Source organism: Tenacibaculum aquaeponti (assembly GCF_057221555.1).
On record NZ_CM170147.1, the window covers coordinates 847,386 to 869,697 of the forward strand.

Genomic DNA, 22,312 nt, shown 5'->3' on the forward strand with positions numbered 1-22,312 from the left:
CATTATGAATGCGACAATATCACAAACAGATACAATAGAAATAAAACAAGGAACAGTAAAAGATTTAGAAACTTTAGCCTTATTAGGTAGAGTTACATTTAGAGAATCTCATGGTGATTACATTGAAGATAAAACAAACTTAAATGCTTATTTAGACAAAGCTTTTTCTATTGAAACTACTAAAAAAGAATTAGAAGATAGTAACAACGTATATTTTATACTATATAGAAATCAACTGCCTGTTGGTTATGTAAAATTAGTTTTAAATGCTCCTTCAGAATTTATAGAAAATCAGAATTGTTGTCGTTTAGAGCGTATTTATGTTTTAGATGAATTTATCACTCATAAATTCGGATTAGAACTTTTTAAGAAAACTGTTGCAAAAGCAAAAGAATTACAGTTTGACGTTATGTGGCTTACGGTATATATCAAAAACACAAGAGCTATTAACTTTTATGAAAAAAACGACTTTGAAAAAGTAGGCAATATTTATTTCAAAATCAACAAACAAGGATATGAAAATCCAATTTTAGCAAAAAAATTATAAACTATGGGAACTTTTGAAAAAACGAAACTTAATAGAGTAAAAAGAGGTCAGAATAGAGCTATTTACGATACTGAAGTAATTCATCAAATTATCGATGCAGGATTTATTGGACATGTAGGGTACATTTATGATGGATATCCGATTAGTATTCCAATGGCTTACGCTAGAAAAGAAGATAAAATATATTTACACGGATCAACAGCAAATCGAATGTTAAAAGCTATTCTCGATTCGGGGAAAACATCCATCAATATTATGCATTTAGATGGTTTGGTAATTGCTCGTTCTGGATTGCATCATTCTGTAAATTATCGTTCTGTAACACTTTTTGGTGAAGTAAAAGAAATTACTGAAGATCAGCTAAAAACAATATTTATAAAAGATATTGTAGATCAAATGATTCCTAATCACTGGGACACATTACGTCCGATGCATCAGAAAGAATTAGATCGTACTATGGTTATTGAATTTACTATTACTTCAGCTTCAGCTAAAGTAAGAGCAGAAGGTGTTAACGATGAACCAGAAGATTACGATTTACCATATTGGGCTGGCGTTATACCGGTGAAACAAGTTTTAGAAGCACCTGTTGCAGATAAAGGTTATCCTTCTACAATAGCAATTCCAGAACATATAACAACGCATTACAATAATTATAAATAAAATTAAATGCTTAACCTTTTTAAAATTAATAGTTAAGCATTTATTTTTAAGCTCTTACCTTAATAACTTTAGTTAAAGTATAACCACTAGTTATATTACCAGTTAATGAATCTGCAAGATTTCCATTAGATACAATACCATCATTTGAATTATTAGTATCTGCATTTCCTTTATATCCATTTGTTGCATACACTGCGTTAGAAACGTTAATATCCCAAGAAACTTGTGTAATTAATAGTGAAGATCCTGTATTAGATTTTACTTCAACATGAATATGTGGAGTACGACCAGGATACCAACCTGGAAAAACACTTATAAAAGAAACATTTCCATTAGTGTCTGTTCTTTGTCTTCCTCTTAAGAAATTTTCACTTGTAAAATCACCATCTAATTGATTATTATATTCTGAGTAATTTCCTTTAGCATCACAATGCCAAATATCAACTAATACATTAGGTAAAACAGCACAATTATCATTTGCATTTTGAATTTTAAAATTAATTAATAAAGGAACCCCTGTTCTATTACCAACTATATTTTCTCGAACTAAATCAGCAGGTGTTTTGTTAGGAAATGGTCCTGCTGTCTCAGTTGGTGAAACAATACAAGAATTTGAATCTGTAATTCCTTTTTCGTTATTTTCGTTGCTACAAGATGAAATCAATGTTGGAACTGTCATAATAGTTCCCATTCCTAATAATCCTTTTTTGATAAATTTTTTTCTATTCATTTTTAAGTTATTAAAGGTTCAACAAAAACATTTACTCTATAATGAAAAAATTAATTATCTAAATTATTTCTAATAGCATGTATAGAATAATTTGTTCTATAAGTTTAGAACTTATACTATAATTAATTTGATTCTATTAAATAAAAAACAAGAAAACTTTAATCTACCCTACCTTTTTGATCATCTTGATAAATTTCAATATATTTTTGATGATACTTTTCCTAACTAGATTATTAACATATTATACAAACTATAAGTAAATAGTTTTTCAGAAATTAGCAGCATGAAAAAATTCGATGTTGTAATTCTTTCCGAGAAAAGATATGTAAATCCTATAAAAGTAAATGATTATATAAAAAACCTTTTACTTGAGGATGATTTAGTAAAAAAAGCATTAGAAAAAGAAGGACTAAAAGTTACTCGACTATCTTGGGACGATCCTGATTTTAATTGGTCTGATACAAAATATATTCTTTTTCGTACAACTTGGGATTATTTTGATCGATTTCCAGAATTTTCTGCTTGGTTAAAAAAGGTAAGTCAGCAAACAAAACTGATTAACTCAGAAGCTATCATACGTTGGAACTTAGACAAACATTACCTTTTAGATCTTCAAAACAAAGGAGTTCATATTTGTGAATCTTACTTTATAGAAAAAGGCGAAACTGCTAGTTTACAAGAAATAGCTACAAAACATAATTTAGAAAATTTTGTATTAAAACCTTGTATTTCTGGAGGAGGAAGACATACTTACAAAATAACTTCTGAAACAATTGCTGAACACGAAAACACTTTTCAAAAGTTAATCGCTGAGGAAGCTTATATTGTACAACCTTTTCAAAAAAACATAGTTGAGAAAGGAGAAATCTCGTTAATTATTATCAATGGAGAATTTACTCATGCTGTTTTAAAAATCGCTAAACCTGGTGATTTTAGAGTTCAAGATGATTTTGGAGGTACTGTTCACGATTACACTCCTACTGCTGATGAAATTGCTTTTGCAGAAAAAGCTATTAAAGCTTGTAACGAATTACCGTTATATGCTAGAGTAGATATTTTTACTGATAATGATAACAAATTAGCTATTGCAGAATTGGAGTTGATTGAACCTGAACTTTGGTTTAGAAATCATCCTGAAGCTGCAGTAAAACTTTCACAACCCATCAAACAATTAATTACACCAAACTAATGAAAAAACTCTTAAAATTTATAGGAATTCTATTACTACTAATTATTGGAGTACTTACATTTTTATATTTTAAATATAACGAAGCTTTACCTACTGGGAAACAAGGTGAAGAAGCTGATGCCTTAGCCAATAAAATGTTAATCGCTTTACAACACGAAGCTTTCGAAAATACGGAGATTATAGAATGGTCTTTTATTGGAAAACATTTTTACAAATGGTACAAACAAGAAGATAAAGTTGAAGTTTCTTGGGAGAAGAATAAAGTAGTATTAGACACTAAGAATCCTGACAAAAGTGAAATCTTTGTGGACGGACAAAAATCCGATGATAAAACACTAATCAAAAAAGCAGAAGCTTTCTTTAATAACGATAGTTTTTGGTTAATTGCTCCACATAAAGTTTTTGATAATGGAGTCGAAAGAAGAATTGTAAAACACAACGATAAAGATGCTTTACTTGTAACTTATACTTCTGGTGGAACTACTCCTGGTGATTCTTATTTATGGATTTTAAATGATTATGGTTTTCCTACGCACTTTAAAATGTGGACTCAAATTATTCCTATTGGTGGTCTTGGAGCTTCTTGGAATGATTGGACTACTACCGAATCTGATTTACAACTTCCAACAAAACATAAGTTAGATGTATTCGGATTTGAAATCAACATGGGAACTCCAAAAGCTTCTAATCCAAAATCTGATGGATTAGCAAATAAGGTTTTAAAAGCTATTAAACACGACGCATACAAAACAACAAATACTTTAGAATGGAGTTTTGGTGGTAGAAGAGCTTACAAATGGAACAAAAAAGAACATATTGCAGAAGTTACTTGGGATTCTACAATGGTGGTACTTCATCCAAATAATATTGAAAAAAGTATAATTTATTTTAATGGAAAATTATCTGATTCTAAAGATAAAGCGATCATTAAAAAAGCGGAAGATTACTTTAACAACGATAGTTTTTGGTTAGTTGCTCCTCATAAATTATTTGAGCCTGGAATAATTCGTACTGTAAAAGAAGTAGATGGAAAAGAAGCTTTACTTGTAAAATATACAACTGGTGGGACAACTCCTGGTGATTCTTATTTATGGACTTTAGATGAAAATTATATTCCTATAAGTTATAAAATGTATGTACCTAGCATGAAAATGGAAGGTGTTCCTGCTACTTGGGAAGATTGGATTACTACCGAAAGTGGAACTTTATTACCTAAAATGCATCGTTTTGGAAAAAATGGTGAATTAAGTATGGGAGAAGTTAAAGGATACTAAAAATAGTAAAACATAAATAATCTTACACCTCCGTATCTTTTAGATATGGAGGTTTTTAATTTACAATAAATGCTAATAAAATAATATTAGTAAAGTTGTTGAAGCTATTCCGCCGATGATATTAAATGACAATAACAGGTGATCTAATTTATTTTTACTCTTCCATAATACAGCAAACCATAATGCAAAAAATAAAGCTATAATAAAACCAGCTAATTCATAAAAAAGAGGAAGAATACAAGAAGCGATAAATAAACTTGCTACTGTGATTAAGATAAAAGGAGTTACATTTTTTTCTTTTTTAAATATTGAAAGAATAGAAACTACACCAAAAGGAAAAAGAAAAATCCCTAATAATAATCTGTAAAAATTGATAATCCAATCTCCTTCATAAGAAAACATCAAGATGATAATTGTAATAATTATAATCATTTGATAAAAACTCAACCACCTATTCAATTTTTTAATCATAATTACTTCTAAAAAATCTTGAACAATAATGAAAAAATTGCTTTTAACATCTTAAAAACAAGATAAATTGCTAATGTTCCAATCAAATAAAACTTGAAGAATTCTCCTATTCTATCCAAATAAGAAAAGAACTTTTCAATGTAATAAAGTAAACGATCAATAATTGTTTTCATAACATCTGTAAATATAAATAAACTAAACTTACTTGTTCGTTTATAAAATCCTACTTTTGCATCATGCGAGTAGATATTATTACAGTTGAGCCAGATTTAATTAAAAGTCCTTTTCAAAATTCAATGATGAAAAGAGCCATTGATAAAGGATTAGCCGAAGTTCATTTTCATAACTTAAGAGAATTTGGATTTGGAAATTACCGTCAAATAGATGATTATCAATTTGGTGGTGGTGCTGGAATGGTATTAATGATTGAACCTATTGCAAAATGTATCGAAGGATTATTAGCTGAACGTAAATACGATGAAATTATTTACATGACTCCAGATGCACCAACTTTAAATCAAGCTACTGCAAATACATTATCACTTAAAGAAAATATTATTATTCTTACTGGTCATTACAAAGGTGTAGATCAACGTGTAAGAGATAAATACATTACAAAAGAAATCTCAATTGGAGATTACGTTTTAACAGGAGGAGAATTAGCTGCCGCTGTGTTGTGCGATGCTATTATTCGTTTAATTCCTGGAGTTTTAGGAGATGAAACTTCTGCCTTGACTGATTCTTTTCAAGATAATTTATTATCACCACCAGTTTATACAAGACCTTCGGAATATGAAGGTATGAAAGTTCCTGAAGTATTATTATCAGGAAATTTTCCTAAAATAGAAGAATGGCGTTCAGAAAAAGCTTACGAAAGAACTAAAGCTATACGTCCGGATTTACTAGATGAAGAGTAATTATTTTTCTAATATGTAAAGAAAAACGTATTTTACTACTGCTTCGTTTCTTTCAATAGGAATTTCTTTTAGTTTTTTTATGGTTGAGTATTCATTCTTATAAATTTCTCTAGGATCCTTATAATTTCTACTATCCGTAATGTATAAAACTTTATTTCCGAGTTTAGGATATGTTTTATTAATCCAATAGTATTTATGAATAGCTGTCAACTCTCCTACTCCATAAACTCTCATTGAATTTGGTTGAGCTATGTAATAATCAATATGAGCTGCAGGATACCATCTGTTTGATACAATAGGCAAACTTCTTAACTCTTCTTTTTCAAAAAATAAAGTCAGCTTTTCTGAAGCTTGTTCCCATCCATACATATCTAAAACGGCATCTTTTCTACCTAAAATTTCTTTAGTCTTGGATAAATTATCAGATAATAAAAATCCTGTAGTAATCATAATGGAAGCGAAAATCAATAGCATAAAAAAACTCGACATTCCAATGGTAAGCTTTTTAATGATTCTCTTCTTTTCTGAAAGAAAAACTGCTAATAATGGCAATAAAGTTAAATATGAAACTCCAGACCAATGTGGTAATGTATCTCTTGAAAATGACAAATAAACTGTAGTTAAAATTAAAGGTAATGAACAACTGATAAAAAAATAAGAAACTTTACTATCCATAATAAACTTCTTCTTTCTTAATGCAAGAAACATAATAACTAACATTACAACTATGTAAGGATTATTATAAACAAACTGTCCTAAAATTTCTCTTAAAAATGAATCTTTATTGAACTTAAAACTAAAAAATGAAACTCGATTTCCATGAAACTTATAACTGATAAAATCGTTTAAATAATTCCAATAAAAAATAATTCCAACAGCTATAATTGGAAATATAAAACCAGAATAGAAAATAGGCTTTTTTAGCCATACATTATTTTTAACAACAACAAATAGAATAACTCCAAAAAGTAAATAAATAGCTTGATATTTAGAATAAATTGCTAAACCGGCAAACACAAAAGCTAGAATTAATTTTAGATATAATTTTTGATCAGGGTCTTTCGGTAAAACTTGAATAAAGAAATAAAAACTCAACAACCAAAAAAATACTAAGGGTGAATCTGGTAAAATAAAAGTTCCAGCGATTACAAATCCGTAAATATGAATATTGTATAATAAAACAGCTATAAAACCTATTTTTTCTCCTCTTAAGTATTTTCCTATTAAAAAAAGAACATACATGGTTATGCTTGTAGGAATAATAGCGGCTAACCTAATGGTTAATTCAGAACTAAATAATAAATCTAAAGTGAAGAACTGTATAAAAAAACCAACCATTGGCGGATGATCAAAATGACTTATATCTGAATATTTTGCATATAACCAATAATACACTTCGTCATTTCCAAACTCCAAACTTCCTGCTAAAAAGAACCTTAAAATTGTACTGATTACAATAGTAATTATAGTAATCTTTTTATAATCGTTTTGCATTAATGAATTCTTTTTCTTTCTGGAAAAAACAAACTCATACTAACAAAACCGATTACAATTCCTAAAATTGAACCAACAAAAATATCCATCAAAAAATGTTGAGAAAGATATACTCTTGAAATTCCAGCAATAATAGCAAGTAATATCCAAACATATTGTGAAACACACTTTCTAAAGTATAAACAAAGTATCGCAAAAATTGTAAAAGCTGTCATGGTATGACCTGATGGAAATGAATTCCAAAAAGCCATTTTAACACCATTAATAAGATGTAAATTTTCTAAACCTAAAAACTCTGCTGGTCTTGGTACTCCTTTAAAAATAATCTTTTTAAAAAAGTGAGTAATTACTAATGTTAACAAACCTCCTACAACGAATACTAAAGTCATTTTTCGTTTAACAAACAAAAAAATAAACGCCAATACAGCAAACATAACTCCATCTCCTAAAAAAGTAGAATATTTAAAAAACACATCAAAAAAAGACGAATGATATTTATTTAACTTTAAATGTAAGTCTGCTTTATTATACAATATAACTAATAGTACGGAAGCAAAAAAGAATATTAAATAAGTAATAGACACTTCTTTTCTAATCGTTTTAATAAAAGACATAAAAGAGCTTAAGAATCTTTTTAATCTAGAATTAAAAAGTCTTTCTTTATAAATTACAGTTTCCATCAATAGTTTTTAAAGCACTGTAATATATTTTTAAAGCTTATACTAGAATTTAAGAAGGTTTTAAAAAATCATCATTAAAAAAAACTCTTTTAACTATTAATCAATAGTTTATTAATACATTAAGAAACTTTTTTTACAGTAATTTAATTTCATTTTTTTCATAATTACTTAAAAATATGTTCTATATTTGCACTCGCAAAATCAACCTCTGACGAGAATCGTGAATGTTGTTTTGTTAAAACTACAAGATTTTAAACAAATGGATTTAATTAAATTTGTTCAAGACGAATTCGTAACAAGAAACGATTTACCAGAATTCGCAGCAGGAGATACAATTACTGTATACTACGAAATTAAAGAAGGAAACAAGACTCGTACTCAGTTCTTTAGAGGAGTTGTAATTCAAAGAAGAGGAAGTGGTTCTTCTGAAACTTTTACAATCAGAAAAATGTCTGGTACAGTTGGAGTTGAGCGTATTTTCCCAGTTAATTTACCATCTATTCAAAAGATTGAAATTAACAAAAGAGGTAAAGTTCGTAGAGCTAGAATTTTCTACTTCAGAGGTCTTACTGGTAAGAAAGCAAGAATCAAAGAAAGAAGAATCTAATCTGTCTTTTAAAAATATTAAAAAGCGATGCATAAAGCATTGCTTTTTTTTTGTTTCATATATAACAAATCCCAAATAAGAGTTAACTTTTTTTTTAATAAGAAATTAACTTTAAAAAAACCAATTGTAATACTTAAATTTGCATCACTTCAAATTAAAATAACTAGATAATTTATGAGCGCAACTGCAAAAATTATGTATACAAAAACAGACGAGGCTCCAGCGCTTGCTACCCGTTCGTTTTTGCCTATCGTAAAAGCATATACAAAATCATCTAACATAGAAATTGAAACTAAAGATATTTCTTTGGCTGGTAGAATTTTAGCAAACTTTTCTGAATACTTAACAGAAGATCAAAAAGTAGAAGATGCATTAGCATTTTTAGGAGAATTAGCTACAAAACCAGAAGCTAACATTATAAAGTTACCAAATATTAGTGCTTCTGTTCCTCAATTAAAAGCAGCTGTTAAAGAACTACAAGCTTTAGGTTACGCTTTACCTGATTATCCTGAAGAAGTTGAAACTGAAGAAGACAAAAAAGTTTTAGCTTTATATAACAAAGTAAAAGGTTCTGCAGTAAATCCTGTGTTACGTGAAGGAAATTCTGATCGTCGTGCACCTAAAGCAGTTAAAAATTATGCAAAGAAAAATCCACATTCTATGGGAGCTTGGAGTTCAGACTCTAAAACTCACGTAGCTACAATGGGAGAAAATGACTTTGCTCACAACGAAAAATCTGTAACAGTTTCTAATGCTACAGATGTTAAAATAGTACATACAGATGCTAGTGGTTCTGAAACCGTTTTAAAAGCTAGCACTACTTTATTAGCAGGAGAAATTATTGATGCTTCTGTTATGAATAAAAAAGCTTTATTAGCTTTCTTAGATAAAGAAATTAAAGATGCTAAAGATCAAGGTATCTTATTTTCTTTACACATGAAAGCTACAATGATGAAGGTTTCTGATCCAATTATTTTTGGACATGCAGTAAGAACTTTCTTTAAAGACGTTTTTGCTAAACATGGTGAAACTTTTGAAGAAATTGGAGTTGACGTTAATAACGGTTTTGGAAACTTATTAAGCAATTTAGAAGAAGTTTCTGCTGAAAAGAAAGCTGAAATTTTAGCTGATATTGAAGCTGTTTACGCTAGCAATCCTGATTTAGCTATGGTAGATTCTGATAAAGGAATTACAAATTTACATGTTCCTTCAGATGTTATTATTGATGCTTCTATGCCAGCTATGATTCGTACTTCTGGTCAAATGTGGAATAAAGAAGGAAAGCAACAAGATACTAAAGCTGTAATTCCAGATAGTTCTTATGCTTCATTATACCAAGCTACTATTCAATTCTGTAAAGAAAATGGCGCTTTTGATCCAACAACAATGGGAACTGTTCCTAATGTAGGATTAATGGCAAAGAAAGCAGAAGAATATGGATCTCATGACAAAACTTTTGAAATAGCTGCTGATGGAAAAGTTTCTGTAATCGATAGCGAAGGAAATACTTTAATTGAGCATACTGTTGAAAAAGGAGACATCTGGAGAATGTGTCAGACTAAAGATGCTCCAGTTAAAGATTGGGTAAAACTAGCTGTAACTAGAGCTAAAGCTATGCAAGCTCCTGCAGTATTTTGGTTAGATAAAAATAGAGCTCACGATGCTGAATTAATTAAAAAAGTAGAAGCTTACTTACCAGAACATGATACAACTGGATTAGAAATTTTAATCAAATCTGTTTCTGAAGCAACTTCATATACTTTAGCAAGAGTTAAAAACGGAGAAGATACTATTTCTGTTACAGGAAACGTATTACGTGACTACTTAACAGATTTATTCCCTATTTTAGAATTAGGTACTTCTGCTAAAATGTTATCTATTGTTCCTTTAATGAATGGTGGTGGTTTATTTGAAACTGGTGCTGGTGGATCTGCTCCTAAACACGTACAACAATTTGTTAGAGAAAATCATTTACGCTGGGATTCTTTAGGTGAATTCTTAGCTTTAGCTGTTTCTTTAGAACACTTAGGACAAACTAACAATAACGATAAAGCGTTAGTTTTAGCTGAAACTTTAGATGACGCTATTGAGAAGTTATTAGATAATAAAAAATCTCCTTCTAGAAAAGCTGGAGAATTAGATAACAGAGGTAGTCATTTCTATTTAGCTATGTATTGGGCTGAAGAATTAGCTAATCAATCTAAAAACGAAGAATTAAAAACACAATTCGCTTCTGTAGCTGAAAATATGAAAGCTAACGAAGATAAAATTGTAAATGAATTAAACGAAGTACAAGGTAAAGCTATTGAAATAGGTGGATACTATGTACCAAATGATAATTCAGCTGATAGTTTCATGAGACCTAATGAAACTTTAAACGCGATATTAACAGAAGTATAAATTTTATACTTTTTGACTAGTCCTAAATAACCGTTACAGTTATTTATTGATTAAATATATTAAACATCATCTAAAGCTATAGCTTTAGATGATGTTTTTTTTCGATATGATTTTATCTTCATTTTATTTTGTTGATGTGCCTGGTTAGGAGTTTTAAAATGACATGACCAATGCGGTCTTTTAGAGTTATAAATAGTTATTGATTGCTTTACTATTTTCTTCATTATCTTAATATCTAGATTTGTGGTAGCAATAAAGAACTCTTGTTTTAAGATTCCATTAACCCGTTCAGCTATCGCATTTTGATATGGATCGTATGATTCTGTCATACTACATTTAATATTATGTTTTGATAAAATATTTTGATAGATGTTACTACAGTACTGCAATCCTCTATCTGAATGATGGATAAGTTCCTTCTCTGGATATACTCTATTTTTCATAGCTATCTCCAAGGCTTTTACCGTTGAGCTTACTTCTAAAGTTTTATCCAAATGATATCCTATGATTTTCTTAGAATATGCATCTGTAATTAATGATAAATACATAGGGTTCTTACGATTGCCTAAATATGTAATATCTGCTACCCATACTTGTTCTGGTCTATTTATTTCCAGATTTTCAATAAGATTAGTATGTTTTCTAAAACGATGATGAGAGTTGGTTGTAATGTGATAACTCTTTTGTCGTTTTATCAATAGTTTATTAGCTCGTAAAATATCAAATAATCGATCTCTTCCAACAGCTAAACTGCTTAATTCCTCCGAAAGAAGATAATACAGTTTTCTTGTCCCAATCCTTGGTTGTTCCATTCTTACACGCTTAACCAATTCAACAACCTTATTGGCTATTGATTGAGATTTCTTAACTCTATAGTTAGCTTGATAATAGACCTGTCTGCTAAACCCAAGTAATTTACAGGTAGAAGAAATACTTTCTTTCTTTTGTAAAACAAACATATCAATTACTCGGTTTTGGAGTTTTTTCTAATAGGAATATTATACTCTTTCTCAGCTAAATCAATCATCATATCAAACAGTATCGCTTTCTTCTCTGATGCTGCTGCTTGAGCTTTTAAACGATTGTTTTGCTTTTCTAATTGACGTAATTTTTGCTCTAACTCTAATAATTTTTGTTCTGGTGATTTTGGCATATTAGATGGTGTTTGATCAGTCCAATCAAAGTTACCATATTTTCTCAACCATACTAAAACAGTACTTCTTCCTTGAATCCCATATTTAAGTTGAGCTTGTTTGTAGGTTAATTCGCCTTTTTCTACTTCCGATACAACCGAAAGTTTAAAACTCATCGTATAATCTTTCTGAGTACGTTTGCGGTAAATGTTGTCGTTCATAAGGTTACAAATTTGTGTAACGCTATTTCAGGACGAGACATTTTAAAATATAAAAAAAGCCGGTTATATAACCGGCTTTTTTATTATTGTGTGTCTCGTCCTGAAATAAGTTGACACAAATTTGACTTATTTATTCATAGTTACTATTCTTTGCGGTAATGGAGCTTCATATCCTGCTGCGCCTAAAGCTTCTACAATCTTCTGACGAGTATCCCAATATACATCCCAATAATTATTACAATCTACATAAGGTAAAGCTAACAACTCAACACTATTAACTCCTAAATTATTTACTGCAACTCTTGGCTCCTTCCCTTCTCCACTTAAAACATTTACATCATTTCTTAAAACATCAAGAACGATTTGCTTTGCTTTTTCTATATCAGATCCATATCTAATAGCAAAAGGCATATCTACTCTTAAATTACCTATTGCTGTTAAGTTTGTTATTTTATTTGATGTAATTGCTGAATTTGGAATAATTTCAGTTTCATTTTGAAAAGTTTCTATTACCGTAACAAAAACAGAAATCTCTTTCACAAAACCAAAAGCTCCATTTGTTTTAATTAAATCACCGACCTTAAATGGTCTAAAAATTAAAAGCATTACACCAGATGCCAAATGTCCAAGAGATCCATTAAATGCACTTCCTATTGCAAAAGCTGCCGCTGCTATAACAGCCGCAAAAGACGCAGTAGGAACACCAACTATTCCTGCAATTGAAATTAATAATAATGCTTTTAAAGCAAAACCTATTAGTGTTATTAAAAACGGACGCAAAGTTTCATCTACATGTTTTGTTTCAAATACTCTTGAAATTCCTTTCATGATCATTCTTATAACCCATAAACCTAGAATTAAAGCTGCTAAAGCTCCTAGTAATTTCAATCCCCAATCTCCAAAACCTGAAGCAATTGAATTATAAAAATTTGAAAGTGAATTTGTTAATGTTTCCATATTTTGATTTTTTATTGATTTAAATATTAGACACTTCTAATCAATTTTAGTCACCATCTTAAGAAGAATAAATTGTAAATTTGGTGTATGAAATTTTTTAAAACTACCGAACAAGATTCTAAGTATGAAGATCTTGAAAAAATGGATCTTGAAGAATTATTAGTTAATATTAATAATGAAGATAAAACTGTACCTAATGCAGTGGAAAAAGCAATTCCACAAATAAAACAATTGGTAGAAGTAGCTGTTAACAAACTAAAAAATAATGGGCGCTTGTTTTATCTTGGTGCTGGTACTAGTGGTAGATTAGGTGTTGTAGATGCCTCTGAATGCCCTCCTACATTTGGTGTTTCTCATGATCTTGTTATTGGTTTAATTGCAGGTGGTGATACTGCTATTCGTAAAGCTGTAGAATTTGCAGAAGATTCTACTGAACAAGGATGGTTAGATCTTGTAAATTATAAAGTTTCAGAAAAAGACATTGTTATAGGAATAGCAGCATCTGGTACTACTCCTTATGTAGTTAATGCTTTAAAAAAATGTAATGATAATAATATAGTAACAGGATGTATTACTTGTAATGAAAAAAGTCCTTTAGCTTTAACCGCTAAATTTCCTATTACAGTAATTGTTGGACCTGAATTTGTAACTGGTAGTTCACGTATGAAAGCTGGTACAGCACAAAAATTAGTTTTAAATATGATTTCTACGACTTCAATGATACAACTAGGTAAAGTCAAAGGAAATAAAATGGTAGACATGCAACTATCCAATAAAAAATTAGTGGAAAGAGGTGAAAAAATGTTAGTTTCAGAATTAAATATAGACCAACGCACAGCCAAAGAACTATTAAACAAATATGGAAATGTTAGAGAAGCTATAAGTAAATATAATGCAAATGACAGATAAATCTTATGAAAAACCAATTAAGAAATTTCTAATTTTATTATCATTATTAGTTATTTCTCCTGTTATATTAAGCTTGGCTTTTAGAGCTCAAAGAGCTTTTAAAGAGATGCCTAAAATAATTATAGCATATGTTTTATTGTTTTTAGGTATTTTGCTAATATTATATACGGTTTACTTTGGATTTAAAACATTTAAATCTTTATTAGATACTTTATTTGAAGATTAATGACTAAAACAAAATTTGAAAAAATAAGAAACTGGGAATATTGGCCTTCGTTAATGTTTTATGTCCCTAATCTACCCTATGCTTTTTATTTAGCAATTAGAGCTAAACACCCTGCATTTTTCAGTGCTGCAAATCCAGCTATAAAGAGTTCAGGAAATGGTACAGAAAGTAAATTCAAAACCATCCAATTAGTACCTGAAAAATATCGCCCAAAATCAATTTTAATAAAGCCTAATAGTGAATTTAAAACTGTAATTAATGAATTAAAAATTCAAAAAATTACTTTCCCACTAATAGCTAAACCAGATATTGGATTTAGAGGCTTACTAGTTAAGAAAATAAATACTGAAAGTGAATTAGAACAATATTTAATAAACTATCCTATTGATATAATTATTCAAGAATTTTTACTTCATGAAAATGAGTGTGGTATTTTTTATCACAGAAATCCAAATAAAGATAAAGGTTACATAAGCTCAATTACTCTTAAAAAATTTTTAACAGTTACTGGAGATGGAAAATCAACACTAAGAGAGTTAATCACAAACGATGATAGAGCATCTATGTATTTAAATTTACTTGAAAAAATTCATGCCACAAATTTAAAAACTATTCCTGAAATTGGAAAAATAATTAAACTCACTGTTATAGGTAATCACTCTAAAGGAACTCAATTTATAAATGGAAACCACTTAATATCAAAAGAACTAGAAGAAACATTTGATCATTTAAGTAATTCTATCAATGGATGGTATTATGGAAGAGTAGATTTAAAATATAATTCTTTTGAAAATTTAGAAAATGGAACAGATTTTAAAGTTTTAGAAATTAATGGGATTATAGCAGAACCAACCCACATTTATGATTCCAAAAAATTTTCTTACTTTCAGGCACTGAAAGCTATTAGAACTCATTGGGAATCCTTATTTCAAATAGCAATTATAAATCATAAAACAAATAAAGTCCCATACAAAAGCACAAAAAAATTTATTTTAGAAATGTTTGAACTTAAAAACTACATTTCTTCAATTAAAAAATTTCAATAAATCAAAATACATTATGTATTCCATCTTAAATTTAACAATATAAACTAACTAAAATCCAAACTAAAGTGTATGAAACAATTAAAAATTACATTTCATCGATAAAAATCATCCAATAAAAGAACAAAAACAACTTCCTAACCCAAATACACACTGCAAATCAAGTATTTGTGACTATTTTACGTTTTGTGTGTCTAAAAATATACAATACAATTTTATTACATTTATGCAATAAAAATTACCCCGATTATGAAGAAAATCATTACTATTTTAATAGCAATATTAGGATTTTCTAGTTATTCACAAGTAAAAGTTGGTGATAATCCCAACACTATAGATATCAACTCTTTACTTGAATTAGAAAGTTCTGAGAAAGTTTTCGTGCTTACAAGAGTATCAACTCTTCAAATGAATAGAATTACTCCATTAGAAGGTGCTCTAGTTTATAACACTGATGACAAATGCGTATATCAGTATACTGGAGATAAATGGACTAGCCTGTGTACTTCTGGAGGAGCTAGACAACTACTTTTTGATTCTAACACTAACATTTTAACTCTTTCTGATGGTAATTCAGTGGATCTTTCTTCTTTAATAAAAGATGATGACAATGACCCTAAAAATGAAGTAAATATATCTTTTAGAATAAATGGAGGAAATTTAGAAATAACCGATAGTAATGGTACTCTTTCCGTGTCTATCGCTGATATAGCAGCACAAGGAGCTCCTGGATTGGATGGAAGTAACTCAATTATAAATACAACTCAGGAACCTATCGGAATTAATTGTCCTACGGGGGGACAAAAAATAGAATATGGTATCGATGACAATAACAATGGGATTCTTGACAGTTTTGAAATTGATGGAACAAAATACATATGTAATGGTGCTACGGGTGCAACTGGAGCTACAGGAGTAAACGGATCGAATGGAATTAACGGAAATAATTCTATAATAAATACAACTATAGAGCCTGCTGGAACAAACTGTATTTCAGGAGGGCAAAGAATAGATTACGGTTCTGATGATAATAAAAACGGTGTTCTTGATCCTCTTGAAATTGATGGAACCACTTACATATGTAATGGTAGTACTGGAGCTACAGGTGTCACAGGGCAAACTGGAGCTATAGGAAACACAGGTGCAACAGGACAAACCGGGGCAACAGGACAAACTGGAGCTACAGGGCAAACCGGGGCAACGGGACAAACTGGAGCAACAGGTAATACAGGGGCTACTGGACAAACTGGAGCTACAGGAAACACAGGTACAACAGGACAAATTGGTGCCACTGGACAAACTGGAGTTACAGGTAATACAGGTGCTACTGGACAAACCGGAGCAACAGGACAAACTGGTGCTACTGGACAAACTGGAGCAACAGGACAAACTGGAGCTACAGGACAAACCGGAGCAACAGGACAAACTGGGGCAACAGGACAAACCGGAGCAACAGGACAAACTGGGGCAACAGGTAATACAGGTGCTACTGGACAAACCGGGGCAACGGGACAAACCGGAGCAACAGGACAAACTGGGGCAACAGGAAATACTGGTGCTGCTGGGCAAACTGGAGCAACAGGAAATACAGGTGCTACTGGACAAACCGGAGCAACAGGTAATACAGGGGCTACTGGACAAACTGGAGCTACAGGAAACACAGGTACAACAGGACAAACTGGTGCCACTGGGCAAACTGGAGCTACAGGAAACACAGGTGCTACTGGACAAACCGGAGCAACGGGTAACACTGGAACTACAGGAAATACAGGTGCTACTGGACAAACCGGAGCAACAGGAAGCACTGGAGCTACAGGTAATACAGGGGCTACTGGACAAACCGGGGCTACGGGAAATACTGGTGCTGCTGGGCAAACTGGGGCAACGGGTAATACAGGGGCTACAGGACAAACTGGGGCAACGGGTAATACAGGTACTACTGGACAAACTGGGGCAACAGGTAATACAGGGGCTACAGGACAAACTGGAGCAACAGGAAATACAGGTGCTACTGGACAAACTGGAGCAACAGGAAACACAGGTGCTACAGGACAAACTGGGACAACGGGAAATACTGGTGCTACTGGGCAAACTGGAGCTACAGGTACTACTGGACAAACCGGAGCAACAGGAAATACAGGTGCTACTGGACAAACCGGAGCAACAGGAAACACAGGTGCTACTGGGCAAACCGGAGCTACAGGAAACACTGGTGCCACGGGGCAAATCGGAGCTACAGGAAACACTGGTGCAACAGGACAAACTGGAGCTACTGGAAATACTGGTGCAACAGGTAATACAGGCGCAACTGGACAAACCGGAGCAACAGGAAATACTGGTGCTACTGGGCAAACTGGAGCTACAGGTGCTACTGGACAAACCGGAGCAACAGGAAACACAGGTGCTACTGGACAAACCGGAGCAACAGGAAAAACTGGGGCAACGGGACAAACTGGAGCAACAGGTAATACAGGCGCTACTGGACAAACCGGAGCAACAGGAAATACAGGTGCAACTGGACAAACTGGAGTTACAGGTAATACAGGTGCTACTGGACAAACCGGAGCAACGGGACAAACTGGAGCTACTGGACAAACCGGAGCTACAGGAAACACAGGTGCAACAGGACAAACTGGAGCAACGGGACAAACTGGAGCAACGGGACAAACTGGAGCAACGGGACAAACTGGAGCAACAGGTAATACAGGCGCTACTGGACAAACCGGAGCAACAGGAAATACAGGTGCTACTGGACAAACTGGAGCTACAGGAAATACAGGTGCTACTGGACAAACTGGAGCTACAGGAAACACAGGTGCAACAGGACAAACTGGAGCAACGGGACAAACTGGAGCTACTGGACAAACTGGGTCAACAGGAAATACAGGTGCTACTGGACAAACCGGAGCAACAGGACAAACTGGAGCTACTGGACAAACTGGTGCAACAGGAAATACAGGGGCTACAGGACAAACTGGAGTTACAGGTAATACAGGTGCTACTGGACAAACCGGAGCAACAGGACAAACTGGTGCTACTGGACAAACCGGAGCAACAGGAAATACTGGTGCTACTGGGCAAACTGGAGCTACAGGTGCTACTGGACAAACCGGAGCTACAGGAAACACAGGTGCTACTGGACAAACCGGAGCAACAGGAAACACAGGTGCTACTGGACAAACCGGAGCAACAGGAAAAACTGGGGCAACGGGACAAACTGGAGCAACAGGTAATACAGGCGCTACTGGACAAATCGGAGCAACAGGAAATACAGGTGCAACTGGACAAACTGGAGTTACAGGTAATACAGGTGCTACTGGACAAACCGGAGCAACAGGACAAACTGGTGCTACTGGACAAACTGGAGCAACAGGTAATACAGGCGCTACTGGACAAACCGGAGCAACAGGAAATACTGGTGCTACTGGTCAAACCGGAGCAACAGGAAACACAGGTGCTACTGGGCAAACCGGAGCAACAGGAAACACAGGTGCTACTGGACAAACCGGAGCAACAGGACAAACTGGGGCAACAGGTAATACAGGCGCTACTGGACAAACCGGAGCAACAGGAAATACAGGTGCTACTGGACAAACTGGAGCTACAGGAAATACAGGTGCTACTGGACAAACTGGAGCTACAGGAAACACAGGTGCAACAGGACAAACTGGAGCAACGGGACAAACTGGAGCTACTGGACAAACTGGGTCAACAGGAAATACAGGTGCTACTGGACAAACCGGAGCAACAGGACAAACTGGAGCTACTGGACAAACTGGGGCAACGGGACAAACTGGAGCTACAGGGCAAACCGGGGCAACGGGACAAACTGGAGCTACTGGACAAACCGGAGCTACTGGACAAACCGGAGCTACAGGAAACACAGGTGCAACAGGACAAACTGGAGCAACGGGACAAACCGGAGCAACAGGAAACACAGGTGCTACTGGACAAACCGGAGCAACAGGACAAACTGGTGCTACTGGACAAACTGGAGCAACAGGTAATACAGGCGCTACTGGACAAACCGGAGCAACAGGAAATACAGGTGCAACTGGACAAACTGGAGTTACAGGTAATACAGGTGCTACTGGACAAACTGGAGCAACAGGACAAACTGGTGCTACTGGACAAACTGGAGCAACAGGTAATACAGGCGCTACTGGACAAACCGGAGCAACAGGAAATACTGGTGCTACTGGTCAAACCGGAGCAACAGGAAACACAGGTGCTACTGGGCAAACCGGAGCAACAGGAAACACAGGTGCTACTGGACAAACTGGAGCTACTGGACAAACTGGAGCTACAGGACAAACTGGAGCTACAGGACAAACTGGTGCAACAGGTAATACAGGGGCTACTGGACAAACCGGAGCAACAGGAAATACAGGTGCAACTGGACAAACTGGAGCTACAGGAAATACAGGTGCTACTGGACAAACTGGAGCTACAGGAAACACAGGTGCAACAGGACAAACTGGAGCAACGGGACAAACCGGAGCAACAGGAAACACAGGTGCTACTGGACAAACCGGAGCAACAGGACAAACTGGGGCAACGGGACAAACTGGAGCAACAGGTAATACAGGCGCTACTGGACAAACCGGAGCAACAGGAAATACAGGTGCAACTGGACAAACTGGAGTTACAGGTAATACAGGTGCTACTGGACAAACCGGAGCAACAGGACAAACTGGTGCTACTGGACAAACTGGAGCAACAGGTAATACAGGCGCTACTGGACAAACCGGAGCAACAGGAAATACTGGTGCTACTGGTCAAACCGGAGCAACAGGAAACACAGGTGCTACTGGGCAAACCGGAGCAACAGGAAACACAGGTGCTACTGGACAAACCGGAGCAACAGGACAAACTGGAGCTACAGGACAAACTGGTGCAACAGGTAATACAGGGGCTACAGGACAAACTGGAGCAACAGGTAATACAGGGGCTACTGGACAAACCGGAGCAACAGGAAATACAGGTGCTACTGGACAAACTGGAGCAACAGGACAAACTGGAGCTACAGGACAAACCGGGGCAACGGGAAATACAGGCGCTACTGGACAAACCGGAGCAACAGGAAACACAGGTGCTACTGGACAAACCGGAGCAACAGGAAAAACTGGGGCAACGGGACAAACCGGAGCAACAGGACAAACTGGTGCAACAGGAAATACAGGGGCTACAGGACAAACTGGAGCTACAGGGCAAACCGGGGCAACGGGACAAACTGGAGCTACAGGAAATACAGGTGCTACTGGACAAACTGGAGCTACAGGTAATACAGGGGCTACTGGACAAACTGGTGCAACAGGTAATACAGGCGCTACTGGTCAAACTGGAGCAACAGGTAATACAGGCGCTACTGGACAAACCGGAGCTACAGGAAATACAGGTGCTACTGGACAAACTGGAGCTACAGGAAACACAGGTGCAACAGGACAAACTGGGACAACGGGAAATACTGGTGCTACTGGGCAAACCGGAGCTACAGGTAATACAGGGGCTACAGGACAAACTGGGACAACGGGAAATACTGGTGCTACTGGACAAACCGGAGCAACAGGAAATACAGGGGCTACTGGACAAACCGGAGCAACAGGACAAACTGGAGCTACTGGACAAACTGGTGCAACAGGAAATACAGGGGCTACAGGACAAACTGGGGCAACGGGACAAACTGGAGCTACTGGACAAACCGGAGCTACAGGAAACACAGGTGCAACAGGACAAACCGGAGCAACAGGACAAACTGGAGCTACAGGACAAACCGGAGCAACAGGAAAAACTGGGGCAACGGGACAAACTGGAGCAACAGGTAATACAGGCGCTACTGGACAAACCGGAGCAACAGGAAATACAGGTGCAACTGGACAAACTGGAGTTACAGGTAATACAGGTGCTACTGGACAAACCGGAGCAACAGGACAAACTGGTGCTACTGGACAAACTGGAGCAACAGGTAATACAGGCGCTACTGGACAAACCGGAGCAACAGGAAATACTGGTGCTACTGGTCAAACCGGAGCAACAGGTAATACAGGCGCTACTGGACAAACCGGAGCAACAGGAAACACAGGTGCTACTGGACAAACCGGAGCAACAGGAAAAACTGGGGCAACGGGACAAACTGGAGCAACAGGTAATACAGGCGCTACTGGACAAACCGGAGCAACAGGAAACACAGGTGCTACTGGGCAAACCGGAGCAACAGGAAACACAGGTGCTACTGGACAAACCGGAGCAACAGGACAAACTGGAGCTACAGGACAAACTGGTGCAACAGGTAATACAGGGGCTACTGGACAAACCGGAGCAACAGGAAATACAGGTGCAACTGGACAAACTGGAGTTACAGGTAATACAGGTGCTACTGGACAAACCGGAGCAACAGGACAAACTGGTGCTACTGGACAAACTGGTGCTACTGGACAAACTGGAGCAACAGGTAATACAGGCGCTACTGGACAAACCGGAGCAACAGGAAATACTGGTGCTACTGGTCAAACCGGAGCAACAGGAAACACAGGTGCTACTGGGCAAACCGGAGCAACAGGAAACACAGGTGCTACAGGACAAACTGGAGCAACAGGTAATACAGGGGCTACTGGACAAACCGGAGCAACAGGAAATACAGGTGCAACTGGACAAACTGGAGCTACAGGAAATACAGGTGCTACTGGACAAACTGGAGCTACAGGAAACACAGGTGCAACAGGACAAACTGGAGCAACGGGACAAACCGGAGCAACAGGAAACACAGGTGCTACTGGACAGACAGGTGCTACAGGAGATTCATTTATAAAAGCATTCGGAAAAGTAAATGGAACTACCGGAGCTCTAATTAG

General features: G+C 35.1%; 17 protein-coding genes and 1 pseudogene. 12 read left to right on the forward strand and 6 right to left on the reverse strand.

The window, feature by feature from the left end:
- The first annotated feature begins 4 nt into the window (after positions 1-4).
- Both AC2TEO_RS03855 and AC2TEO_RS03860 read left to right on the forward strand, forming a co-directional pair.
- Positions 5-547, forward strand: coding sequence for a GNAT family N-acetyltransferase (locus AC2TEO_RS03855; RefSeq protein ID WP_442266847.1), 543 nt, complete (start codon positions 5-7; stop codon positions 545-547).
- A gap of 3 nt (positions 548-550) precedes the next feature.
- Complete coding sequence (locus AC2TEO_RS03860; protein ID WP_442266848.1) at positions 551-1,210, forward strand: pyridoxamine 5'-phosphate oxidase family protein; 660 nt, start codon at positions 551-553, stop codon at positions 1,208-1,210.
- Between the two features lie 46 nt (positions 1,211-1,256).
- Here AC2TEO_RS03860 and AC2TEO_RS03865 read toward each other — a convergent pair whose 3' ends face one another.
- Positions 1,257-1,940 (reverse strand): dioxygenase family protein, encoded by a 684-nt coding sequence (locus tag AC2TEO_RS03865; RefSeq protein WP_442266849.1) that lies wholly within the window; start codon positions 1,938-1,940, stop codon positions 1,257-1,259.
- A gap of 283 nt (positions 1,941-2,223) precedes the next feature.
- Here AC2TEO_RS03865 and AC2TEO_RS03870 point away from each other — a divergent pair, with 283 nt between their 5' ends.
- A complete protein-coding gene (locus tag AC2TEO_RS03870) occupies positions 2,224-3,129 on the forward strand; it encodes an ATP-grasp domain-containing protein (RefSeq protein ID WP_442266850.1) in 906 nt (301 codons plus the stop codon).
- Positions 3,129-4,403, forward strand: coding sequence for a hypothetical protein (locus tag AC2TEO_RS03875; protein ID WP_442266851.1), 1,275 nt, complete (start codon positions 3,129-3,131; stop codon positions 4,401-4,403). The genes AC2TEO_RS03870 and AC2TEO_RS03875 overlap by 1 nt, the downstream gene beginning before the upstream one ends.
- A gap of 72 nt (positions 4,404-4,475) precedes the next feature.
- On the opposite strand, the gene AC2TEO_RS03880 is transcribed toward AC2TEO_RS03875, so the two are convergent.
- Entirely contained in the window at positions 4,476-4,835 is a 360-nt protein-coding gene (locus AC2TEO_RS03880) for a hypothetical protein (protein ID WP_442266852.1), read from the reverse strand.
- Between the two features lie 275 nt (positions 4,836-5,110).
- On the opposite strand from AC2TEO_RS03880, the gene trmD reads away from it, so the two are divergent.
- Positions 5,111-5,791 (forward strand): tRNA (guanosine(37)-N1)-methyltransferase TrmD, encoded by a 681-nt coding sequence (gene trmD, locus AC2TEO_RS03885; protein ID WP_442266853.1) that lies wholly within the window; start codon positions 5,111-5,113, stop codon positions 5,789-5,791.
- Here the strand turns inward: trmD and AC2TEO_RS03890 are convergent, their stop codons facing one another.
- On the reverse strand, positions 5,792-7,285 hold the full coding sequence (locus AC2TEO_RS03890; RefSeq protein ID WP_442266854.1) for an ArnT family glycosyltransferase: 1,494 nt from the start codon (positions 7,283-7,285) through the stop codon (positions 5,792-5,794).
- Positions 7,285-7,965: a phosphatase PAP2 family protein gene (locus tag AC2TEO_RS03895; RefSeq protein ID WP_442266855.1), complete on the reverse strand. Its 681-nt coding sequence runs from the start codon at positions 7,963-7,965 to the stop codon at positions 7,285-7,287. The genes AC2TEO_RS03890 and AC2TEO_RS03895 overlap by 1 nt, the downstream gene beginning before the upstream one ends.
- Before the next feature lie 259 nt (positions 7,966-8,224).
- Here AC2TEO_RS03895 and rplS point away from each other — a divergent pair, with 259 nt between their 5' ends.
- Positions 8,225-8,572: a 50S ribosomal protein L19 gene (gene rplS, locus AC2TEO_RS03900; RefSeq protein WP_442266856.1), complete on the forward strand. Its 348-nt coding sequence runs from the start codon at positions 8,225-8,227 to the stop codon at positions 8,570-8,572.
- A gap of 174 nt (positions 8,573-8,746) precedes the next feature.
- Positions 8,747-10,972: an NADP-dependent isocitrate dehydrogenase gene (locus tag AC2TEO_RS03905; RefSeq protein WP_442266857.1), complete on the forward strand. Its 2,226-nt coding sequence runs from the start codon at positions 8,747-8,749 to the stop codon at positions 10,970-10,972.
- A 59-nt stretch (positions 10,973-11,031) separates the two neighbouring features.
- On the opposite strand, the gene AC2TEO_RS03910 is transcribed toward AC2TEO_RS03905, so the two are convergent.
- Positions 11,032-12,326, reverse strand: a protein-coding gene (locus tag AC2TEO_RS03910) for an IS3 family transposase (protein ID WP_442266462.1) whose coding sequence is annotated in 2 segments (ribosomal slippage) — positions 11,032-11,960 and positions 11,960-12,326 — 1,296 coding nt in all. Because the reading frame shifts where the segments join, the coding sequence is not laid out codon by codon here.
- Positions 12,327-12,452: 126 nt separating this feature from the next.
- On the reverse strand, positions 12,453-13,283 hold the full coding sequence (locus tag AC2TEO_RS03915; RefSeq protein ID WP_442266858.1) for a mechanosensitive ion channel family protein: 831 nt from the start codon (positions 13,281-13,283) through the stop codon (positions 12,453-12,455).
- Positions 13,284-13,370: 87 nt separating this feature from the next.
- Here AC2TEO_RS03915 and murQ point away from each other — a divergent pair, with 87 nt between their 5' ends.
- From murQ to AC2TEO_RS03940, 5 genes and pseudogenes are all read left to right on the forward strand, one after another.
- Entirely contained in the window at positions 13,371-14,192 is an 822-nt protein-coding gene (gene murQ / locus AC2TEO_RS03920; RefSeq protein ID WP_442266859.1) for an N-acetylmuramic acid 6-phosphate etherase, read from the forward strand.
- Complete coding sequence (locus tag AC2TEO_RS03925) at positions 14,182-14,418, forward strand: DUF6095 family protein (RefSeq protein WP_442266860.1); 237 nt, start codon at positions 14,182-14,184, stop codon at positions 14,416-14,418. The genes murQ and AC2TEO_RS03925 overlap by 11 nt, the downstream gene beginning before the upstream one ends.
- A complete protein-coding gene (locus AC2TEO_RS03930) occupies positions 14,418-15,464 on the forward strand; it encodes an ATP-grasp domain-containing protein (RefSeq protein ID WP_442266861.1) in 1,047 nt (348 codons plus the stop codon). The genes AC2TEO_RS03925 and AC2TEO_RS03930 overlap by 1 nt, the downstream gene beginning before the upstream one ends.
- Before the next feature lie 405 nt (positions 15,465-15,869).
- Positions 15,870-16,532, forward strand: a pseudogene (locus AC2TEO_RS03935) (DUF7151 family protein); the annotation flags it as partial.
- 70 nt (positions 16,533-16,602) lie between these two features.
- Positions 16,603-22,269 (forward strand): coiled-coil domain-containing protein, encoded by a 5,667-nt coding sequence (locus tag AC2TEO_RS03940; protein WP_442266862.1) that lies wholly within the window; start codon positions 16,603-16,605, stop codon positions 22,267-22,269.
- Positions 22,270-22,312: the final 43 nt, after the last annotated feature.